The organism is Leptolyngbya sp. FACHB-261, from assembly GCF_014696065.1.
Taxonomy (GTDB): Bacteria; Cyanobacteriota; Cyanobacteriia; order FACHB-261; family FACHB-261; genus FACHB-261.
The window spans coordinates 59,888-69,063 of record NZ_JACJPL010000011.1; the positions used below are offsets into that span (position 1 = coordinate 59,888).

General features: G+C 53.4%; 6 protein-coding genes and 1 pseudogene. 5 read left to right on the forward strand and 2 right to left on the reverse strand.

The window, feature by feature from the left end:
- The first annotated feature begins 159 nt into the window (after nucleotides 1-159).
- The 3 genes from H6F94_RS04965 to H6F94_RS04975 all read left to right on the forward strand — a co-directional run bounded on the left by H6F94_RS04965 (nucleotide 160) and on the right by H6F94_RS04975 (nucleotide 7,363).
- Nucleotides 160-4,056: a hypothetical protein gene (locus tag H6F94_RS04965; RefSeq protein WP_190801132.1), complete on the forward strand. Its 3,897-nt coding sequence runs from the start codon at nucleotides 160-162 to the stop codon at nucleotides 4,054-4,056.
- Between the two features lie 198 nt (nucleotides 4,057-4,254).
- A complete protein-coding gene (locus H6F94_RS04970) occupies nucleotides 4,255-4,767 on the forward strand; it encodes a DcrB/PsbP domain-containing protein (RefSeq protein ID WP_190801133.1) in 513 nt (170 codons plus the stop codon).
- Nucleotides 4,721-7,363 (forward strand): ligand-binding sensor domain-containing protein, encoded by a 2,643-nt coding sequence (locus H6F94_RS04975; RefSeq protein ID WP_190801134.1) that lies wholly within the window; start codon nucleotides 4,721-4,723, stop codon nucleotides 7,361-7,363. The genes H6F94_RS04970 and H6F94_RS04975 overlap by 47 nt, the downstream gene beginning before the upstream one ends.
- Nucleotides 7,364-7,398: 35 nt before the next feature.
- Here H6F94_RS04975 and H6F94_RS04980 read toward each other — a convergent pair whose 3' ends face one another.
- Together H6F94_RS04980 and H6F94_RS04985 are read right to left on the reverse strand one after the other, a co-directional pair.
- Complete coding sequence (locus tag H6F94_RS04980; RefSeq protein WP_190801135.1) at nucleotides 7,399-8,007, reverse strand: hypothetical protein; 609 nt, start codon at nucleotides 8,005-8,007, stop codon at nucleotides 7,399-7,401.
- Nucleotides 8,008-8,092: 85 nt separating this feature from the next.
- Entirely contained in the window at nucleotides 8,093-8,455 is a 363-nt protein-coding gene (locus tag H6F94_RS04985) for a cupin domain-containing protein (protein ID WP_190801136.1), read from the reverse strand.
- A gap of 61 nt (nucleotides 8,456-8,516) precedes the next feature.
- Here H6F94_RS04985 and H6F94_RS04990 point away from each other — a divergent pair, with 61 nt between their 5' ends.
- Entirely contained in the window at nucleotides 8,517-8,864 is a 348-nt protein-coding gene (locus tag H6F94_RS04990; RefSeq protein ID WP_242041003.1) for a sll0565 family protein, read from the forward strand.
- A gap of 172 nt (nucleotides 8,865-9,036) precedes the next feature.
- Nucleotides 9,037-9,176: pseudogene (locus H6F94_RS04995) on the forward strand (photosystem II q(b) protein); the annotation flags it as partial.

The following is a 9,176-nucleotide window of genomic DNA, read 5'->3' on the forward strand; positions in this document are numbered from 1 at the left end:
TGCTGTCCCTCTGTATCGTCAACTGTTCAGACGAACGTGTATTGAAGACCATTGGCTTTAACAAAGCAGCAGATTATCCAGTGAAGTGGCATAGGCGAGATCCGCAGTGGAACTGCTTGGCACTCATAATTCGGTTATCGCTCTGGTCACTCAAACCCCATGTCCTTCGCCGATCAGCGCCTACTCCAGATCGAGCTCAATATTGATGCCTCACAACCGGCCCTGTTAGCAGGTTTGGAGACGTGGTTGCATTTGGGGCTTCTATCGGAGCGTCAAGTGAAAGATCTAGGGCGGCAAAGCTTAACCTGCTTGCTACCGGAGCTGGCAACCGAAGGGCTAGGTGTGGCCCAGCGTTCGCCGGTGAGTGCTGCCAGTTCTCAGAACTTGAACATAGACAGCCCTGTCGTGCAGTTAGAATCTGGCACCCCCCCTACTTCGGCACAAGCTTCAGGCAGGGACAGGACAACGTCTAGGCGCAGACCAACCGTCCAAGGTCTGAGCCTACTTGGGCAATTGGTTCAGCCCTTAATGGCGGAATTAAGCGTTGTCTGGCTACTGTTTTTGGGTGTCTTTTTAGTCGTTGTTTCTTCAGCCATTCTTGCTGCCAGTTTATGGCAAGAATTTTCAGCGCAAGGGCAATATTTGATTCTATTGACCTATACGTTAGCCTTCTGGCTGGCTGGCGTTTGGGCAGGAAGCCGAAGCAGCCTGCGGGCAACAGCCTATATGGTTCAGTTGGCTACTTTGCTGATTATTCCTGTTAATTTCTGGGTAATCGATGGTTTTGGTCTATGGCGTAGTGCCACTGGCTTGCTCATTGCGCTACCGGCTGCTCTAGCGCTGACTGCGGCCACATTTTTTTTACTAAAGCCAACTAGCTCCTCGTTTCAAGTAGGTCGTTCTCAGGCAAATTCTCGCCTTCTCTTGCTCAACGTCATAGCCCTCAGCTGGTTGCACTGGGGTTGGGGCTGGGCTGAGTTTGCTTTGGTCGCGACCTATCTGGGCAGTGTGGGAACCGCACTTGCTCTCTTCTGGCAGGATCGCAATTTCCAAGGGCAAACAGCTCAACCTACGGACCCGCAGGAATCGGCTCAGCTGAGGAGTCAGGCACGCCTGCCTTTAGGAGTGATAGCGGCCGCGGGAGCCACGCTTTTGCTGATCGCGCGCGCGCTCCTAGTTGCCCAGGTTCCGATACAGCAATTAGGCCTGGCTTTTGGAATTTGTGGCTGGCTAGCCTATTGGCTAGCTCGACGTGAACCTCAGCAAGAACCTGCCACTTGGGCCGGTGCGGTGCTATTGCTGGTAGGTTGGTCTGTTTCTGTAGCTGCGACGTTTTCGGGGCAAGCTCTAGCTGTGAGTGGTTTGGGGCTTTGGCTGTTGCTGGAGCGTTTGCGTCGTTACTGGCGCAGTCTAGAGCTCATCGCAATTGTGTTAGTCGGCTTGCAAGCCTTCTGGCTGTTGGGACGGCTCCTGCCCGTGCCGGTGCGTGAAGTCTGGCTCAACTTCTGGACGCAGCTAGCCGGTCCAGCCTTCATGCCTTGGGCACTAGCTGGTGTCGTCTTGTTCCCCTATTTGCTGCTGGTACTGCTGCTGGCTACCCGTCTACGCCGTTGGCAACAGTCTGAGCTGGCTGCTCAGGCTGAGTTAGTGGCGTTAACTTTAGGCTTTGGCTTGACGTTGTTGAGCCTTGCCAATCCCCTGTTGCGCTCGCTCAATTTGCTGTTGTCTGGTCTAACGCTCGCAGTAATGGTGCGTAGGCGTGCTAGTGCCTCCATAGGGCTGATTTACTTGACCCACCTCACTCTGGGGGCAGCGCTGTTTTCTAGTGTTGCCTGGCAACAGCCCAACTTAGGGGTAAGGTCCTGGACTGGACTGGTGCTGCTGGGAGTAGTTGGTGAGTGGCTGTTTAGTGCAGGTCTAGATCGGCCTGTCTGGCGCCGCAGCGCCTGGCATATAGGCTTGGGTTTGGCGGCACTCAGTTATGTGCTTTTGCTGGTCGAGCCCAATAGCAATTGGCGCTTGAGCTGGCTGGTTGTTCCGATCACCTTGACCGTTATTGCGCAGCGTCGATCGTTTCCGCAGCCTGCTTTAGCTTCAGGATTGAGCGTAGTTGCCTTGTTAGTTTTGCAACCTTTAACGCTAACTCTTGCCAGTTCTCGTCTGGTTAGCTTAGCGACAGCTGTTGGTTTGATGCTGCTCAATACCCGTCAGCTACGGCAGCTAGCCATGGCATCTATCACAGTTGGCTTCGCCTTGGCTTTGGCAGCAAGCGTGGTTGAGCAAGTGCTGCCTGAGGCCCTTATGACAATTGGCTTTTGGTCTAACCTTGCTGCTTTTGCACTTCTGCCACTGTGGTTTTTGCGTCAGACTTTGGCAAGACGCACCACAACTCTGGCTCATATTTATGCACAGTCAACTGATGACTGGGGCATGGCCTTGGCTGTAGTCAACCTGTTGGTTTTGGCTCTGCATTCTTTGAGTTTCGCCTTGGGTTTTGCTCCGCTTAGTGGGATGCAATGGTCCTGGATTACAGCCGCAATCTGGCTGAGCTTGGGCACCATTTATCGCAATTGGCAGCAGCCTAGCAATTTGGGTTTCTATGGTACTGCCTGGGCGTTAGAAGTTCTAGTGGCAGGATTGGCGACGCAAACTGACTCCGTGGTAACTCATTGGACAATTGCTAATTTAGGGTTGGCATTACTGACTCAAGTTGCGGGAGACTGGCGGCTTCGACAAACTGACCAAGAGCGCTATACCAGCTGGAACCTTATTCCTGTCACTTATGCGATTCTGGGGCTAGTGGGTGCTCATAGTAGCTTCACAGCCTTAACTGGGCTATATACGTTCACAGCTACTCTAATAGGGTTGGCAGTAAGCCGTCGTCAAGCAAGTTTCAAACCCTGGGCCTATCTATCATTATTTGGAATTACGATTGCAGCCTACGAACTGCTGATCTATCAACTCATCCAAGCCCGGACAGGCAGTTGGGGCGATGGGCTGTTAATGCTGGCTATTTTGGCAACTGCTTTTGCCTTGGTAGAGAACTTGCTAGCTCCAACACTAGCAACTTATCTGCGCCTCTCTCAACAAGGGCTGGGTAGACTAGCCCACTTGCATTGGCTGGGGGGCAGTGGTCTCATTCTTTTAGCATTGCTCGATACTAATTCCGGCAGCCGTTGGCTTAGTGTCGGAGTGGTCACTCTGCTGGCTCTCTACGCCATTTTTCAGGGTCGTAGACGGGATGGTTGGGTTTATGCAGGCATTGGTGAAGCAGTCATCGCCGTTGCCCATAGCCTTGATCTGCTTCTACCTGACTCACAGCTTTTGGTTGCTTGGGGTGCAGCACTGACTTGCCCTCTTGCCTTGATGTTGTATTACCTGCCCTGGCAAGCTTGGGGTTGGTCTTTACGACCCTGGCGTCGATCTGCTTATGCGTTCCCAGCTATTGTGGTGTGGCTGACAGCTTGGGGAATTAACTTACAAAGCTTGCTAATTGTCGCTGCTTTTTATGCTTGGTGTGCCAGGACTTCAGCGCAAATTCGTCTTAGCTATTTCAGTGTTTTTCTCGCAGATTGGGCACTCGTTCGTCTTTTTCAGTTACAGGGGTGGCAAGAGCCTTTATGGTATGCGGCGATTGTAGGTGGCTCACTTCTGTACATTGCTCAAATCGAACCGCAGTTGCAACCACAAAGTGAGCGGGATAAACGCCACATTCTACGCTCCCTAGCTACCGGTTTAATCTGTGTTGTTGCTTTCTACCAATCTCAAGCTGACTTCGGTTTAGGGCTCTTGGCTTTGGGACTGAGTTTAGGATTTATCCTAGCCGGTTTGACGCTGCGCATCCGGGCTTTTTTATATGTTGGAACTGTCGCTTTTGTGCTGAAAGTTCTACATCAGCTCTGGTTGTTTGTTCAGAGTGAGGCTTTTTTGCTTTGGGCAATGGGTATCTTGCTAGGATTGGCTCTAATCTGGTTGGCTGCTAACTTTGAGGCTCGCCGTACCCAAATGACTCTGCTGCTGCGCAATTGGTTGGCTGAGTTAGAGGCATGGCAATGAAGTGGAACAAGCTGCGGTTTAAAGCCTTGAGTTAAAGCTTGAGGTTAATCCTGCATACTCCGCCCTTCAATCTAAACGTATCTGACCCCCTATGAGAATAGGGTCATTGTCCCTTGGGGAAGCCTGCAGCATTCGCTCATAATGTCGCGCAGCCAGCCACGAGTCAATACTGTGAGTGATAAGGAAGTTGTGTAGGCTATGCTCCGCAAACGCAACGGTGCCAAAGCCTTGATCGCGATGGTTCTGTGGGCGTTTTTGCTAACGGCTAGCTGCACGCGAATGCAGCAGACGGAGCGAATTTGGATTCGCTACAGCGATCCAGTTTCCGGCCAAAGTTTAGTTTATCCAAACGACTGGGTTGTGACTTCGGACGCTAATGGGGACAAAGTTTTTCACACTCCAGCTTCAGTGAATGTTCAAGTGCGGATTGGTGTCACTGCTAACCCAGAAGCCCTCCCAACTGGTACTCCCAACTTTCTGACCGCTCAGCGGGACACTGGCTGGCTTACGCTTCAGACCGCCCAGCAACCTAGCACCTTAACGTTGCGTTTGGTCCGAGGCTCCCTAACCTACACCTTTGAGGCCAGCACTGACCGTGACCGGTTCAACGAGTTTTTGCCTTACTTCTATTACATGGCGAGTCAATACACGGTTAAGCCGGTCGATGGCTCTCCCCTACCGAATCAGTTACCGAATCGGTCAGTGCCTTAGTGCTATTTGCCTAAGCGCCATGCTGCTAGACAGTCCGTTGGCCCAAGCCCAGCCCCAAGCCCAGCCCCAAACGAAGTTTGCGCCCGGCGTGACTCTACTGCCGCCCCCTCACGCTGGGGCCCAACCGCTGCCAAAAGGCACGATTACGGCTGTGTTGCGTGACCCGAAGGGTGGCATCTGGCTAGCCTTCAGCGGGGATAGCGGGGACGCTCAGACCAAGACAACGCTGGCCTACTTAGACATTAACCAGGGCCAAGTCCGTACAGTTGTCTCTTTGCCTCAAGGGAGAGTCCAAGCCCTTCAACTGGCTGGAGATCAGCTTTGGCTAGCAATTGCATCTGAGGGGGCCAACCAATTGCTGAGCTTTAGCCGCAGTTCTACCACTCCCAGTCAACTCATTCCCCGCCTTAGCCTACCGCTTCCAAGTCAGCCAACCGCATTGGCACTGGACGCTAGAGGTCGCCTTTGGGCGGCAACTCAAGCCATCTCAGCCCAACCTGGCTCGCTGTTTTTCCTTGCACCTCGCAGCACAAAGCTACAAGAAGTGTCAGGTTTGCCAACCGGTGATGTGACTGCCCTTAGTTTCAACAACCAGCGGTTGTGGGTGGGTTTGCGTCTGAGCGATAGGATTGGTAGCGCTTTGCTTGCCTTCGATCCCGATCGGCAGCTTGTTGTTGACCAGGTTCGGGGTTTGCCCTTGGGCGGTGTTGACCTTCTGCACACTGATAGCCGGGGGCGTCTGTGGGTTAGCACCCGCCTCGAGGGGTTGGAGCGCAGCAGCTTGGCGCGGATTGACCCTCGCAATGCTCGCTTGATCGCTCAGATCGCGAACTTACCAGTTGGCCCAATTGCCAGTCTCGTTTCTGATAGCAGTGACTCGCTCTGGATTGGCTACAGCTCAAACCAATACGGCCCAAACCAGATAGAAGGGCAACTGGTGCGGGTAGATCCGGGCCGAGGGCTGGTACTAGAGCGCTCACAAGGGTTGCCCTCTGCACCGATTACGGCTCTCACAATTGATAGCAGTAACCAGCTTTGGCTTGGTCTGGCTAGCTCTAGAGCTGCTGAGCGCCTAATCCGCCTGGATCCGACAGCTCAGAGGCTAGGCCGAAGCCTACCGGTGCCACAATCTGGTCTGCTCACCGATTTGCAGTTTGACGATCAAGGACGAGGTTGGGCTGTTTTGAGTACCCTCGAAGGCCACGACCAACTTTGGCGCTTAGACTCCAGCCAACATCAGTGGGTGACGAACTTCAAGCTCAACGAGCGAGTGAGCGCGTTTAAAGTCACTGCCAAGGGGGACTTGTGGTTGGGACTGAACGATCCGAATCAGGCTTTAAGCCAGCCTAGAGGCCGCTTAGTCCGACTTGATCCTGACCAGCAGCGCTTCTCTGCAGTTGCAGGCTTGCCGACTGGCTTGGTCAGTTTGCTCGGCACAAACGCCAAGGGCTCACTCTGGAGTGTGATCAGTACAGGTTTCAGTGACCAGGTGGTCCGGCTAGATCCGCAATCGAGTGGGCAACCGACGCCAGTGGCCAATTTGCCTACTGGGTTGGTTACAGCTCTCGTTTTTGGCCCCCATCAACAGGTTTGGCTCGGCATGGACTATGGCCGTTTGCTCCGCTTGAACCCAGCGTGGTCCAGGGTCGAAGCTCAAGTTCCCAAGTTGCCACCGGCACCCATTCAGACATTGCTACCTTCGAACGAGCAGTTGTGGGTCTTGACAGGTCCCTATCCGGGCGGACCGTCTGCTAGTCTGCTCCAAATTGACCCCAAGCAGAGCAAGGTTCTCGCTCGTTGGGAGTTGGAAGGCAGTGTAACTGCCCTTAGCCTGGATTCAGCTCAAAACCTGTGGCTAGCCGCCTATGACACAACAAGCAACCGCAGCAATTTGATTCGTCTGTCGCCTAGTTCCAGTCACCCTAGCGCTCGTCTCTCTGAACTTACCGGCAAAATAACCCGTCTTCAGCAGGGCGATGCTGATCATCTGTGGGTTGTGCTCAGCCAGACGCAGAATGGGGTTTCACAAAAGAGTCAACTTCTACAAATTGATACGCGACGGGCTCGTCTGAGCGGTTCTGTCCAGGGTTTGCCTGGTCAAGCGGTCACAGTGGTCAGTCGGAATGCTAAAGGGCAAATCTGGCTCGCCAGCCACGATTTTAAGCGCCAGCAAAGCTACCTACTTGCTCTAAAGCCGAGCCAATTTCCAGCGTTGCAGCCTCAAATTCAGAGGAATTTGCTTACTTGGCAGATTGCTCTGGAGAAACCTGCTAATGCTGAGTTGCTGGGCTACGTGTTTCGCATTGGTGAGCTGCCCTGGCAACAGGTCAATACCCAGGAGACTCAGCAGACTTTTAGCTATTTGCGGTTCGGGCTTTTCGCTCGTTCCCATGTCTTAGAAATCTACCCACTTTATGCCGGAGGTTTTGGCCCAGTAACTCGCCTTGAGTTTCGCTTCAGCGGGCTGCGTCTGCTGCTTTTGCTGGGCCTGCCCGTTGGCATGTTGGTGCTGACACTAGGTTCGATTTTGCTTTGGCATCGCCACAACCAACAACGCCAAGCCTCAGCGTTGCCCTTGTCCTCTGAACCTTCTTAAAGGGACTTTCTTAGAGACCAACCCTTAGAGACCAGTCAATAGCGAGTTCGCAACAACAACGCATCCCCTCGAAAATCAAAAGTCTCTATGGCATCCAGTAATTCTGGGGCAACTGTATAACCCAAAACAACCAAAGGACCCTGAGGTCTGGGTGGCGGGTTGATGGCTGCTGCAACCTCAGTTAAGCGCATTGGACTGGTTGCAATTGTCCAATTGGAACTGGCCTGCCGTCCTGGTAATTCACGTAAAGAGGCACCCGACAGCGTAATCCTGAGATCAACAGAGAGAGGAAAGACCGGTGGTGTGGTGTGAGCCAGTGCTTGTGGAGGAGCAGAAGGCAGTAGCGGCACACCTAAGCTCAATGAAGGAGCAAGGTGGGGCGTTGGCAAGGCTGGTGTGAGCGGAGCAAAACGCGGGGCGGCTTGGCGTGGAGATGGCTGGCTGGAATTCGGATTGAGTAGACGAGGGGTTGTATCCACTGACGGTCGAACTTGTGTAGCCCCACGCGAACGCCACGGTTGGGATATCGAATTTTGCGGTGCGGACAGAGCGGGTTGAGCCCAGGTTGGCGACGGCTTTGCGTAGCTTACAGCGGCCAGTAGACTCAGCCCCAAGCTGCCTCTGAAGTATCGTGTGCACTTCATCCCGTTCTACCCTCTGGGTTGCGCCCTGATGAACCGCGTCTACACTCAGTCTTAACTCGAACTGTCGAGAGCGAGAGCAAAAGGATTAAGCAAATATTGTTTCATTCTCAACCCGCCAAGCGGGGTCAACAATACAAATAAATACGAGAGGTTGTTCGCCTGTGTTCTCGATGAACTGCCGGGCATCAGGAGGAATGTAAATGGCCTGTTCGGGGCCGACTGCCTGCTCTTCCTCGTCGATATGCATCACGCCCTGCCCTGAAAGGATGTAGTAGACCTCAGATGTGCTCAGACTGTGGGGTAGTGAAACCTGGCCTGGCTGAACTACGGCATGCGCCAGGCTGTAACGAATTTCGATAGCTTGCTTGTCAGGGTGTAGCAGTTGCCGCAGTTGTGTTCCATCGCCTGCCCGTTCCTCAGCGCAAGCTGCCAATGCTCGAATCAGCATCTCGACCCTATCTTCTTCATTGACTACTGGTCCCCAGTGTAGGCAGCGACCTACACTGGCGATGCGCAGATTCGAGGTTCTGACTGTGAACGCTCCTGATCCTGGCTCCGAAGATAATTGGTCACTGCTGTCTTCTCAGATTCAAGAAGTCGAGCAGTCAGTTCAAGAGCTGCGTGAGCGCTACGCCTACGCCCAAGCTAATCAGAGCCAGCAGGCAGAAATCAAACAGCGCTCCGTAGAACTGCAAGCAGAATTAGATCATCTGCGCCGACGCCTGGAAGAATTGGATTTTGAGCTGGAGAGCCGCCTCTTCTCTTGGCGGGACCTCAAAGAGCCTTTCTGGCAAGCTGTGCGGTTCGGTGGAGTGGGCTTTGTGCTGGGTTTTCTACTCAAGAGCTGCACCGGCTGAAGCTGCACCGACTGACTACTGAAAGCCAAGCAGCTCATAGGGCTACAGACAAAACGTTCGGATCTCTTCACAAATTTGGTAAGTAATTACTCCTAGACTGTTGACTTTTCTTTACAGAAGTCTTAATCTTAATTCTTGTAAACCGTCACTCATCTGAGTAAGGATACTCAACATGACTGCAACCCTCGAGCGCCGCGGTAGCGTGAGCGTGTGGGACCAGTTCTGCGAGTGGGTCACCTCCACCAACAACCGCCTCTACATTGGCTGGTTCGGCGTGCTGATGATCCCCACCCTGCTAGCTGCTACCACCTG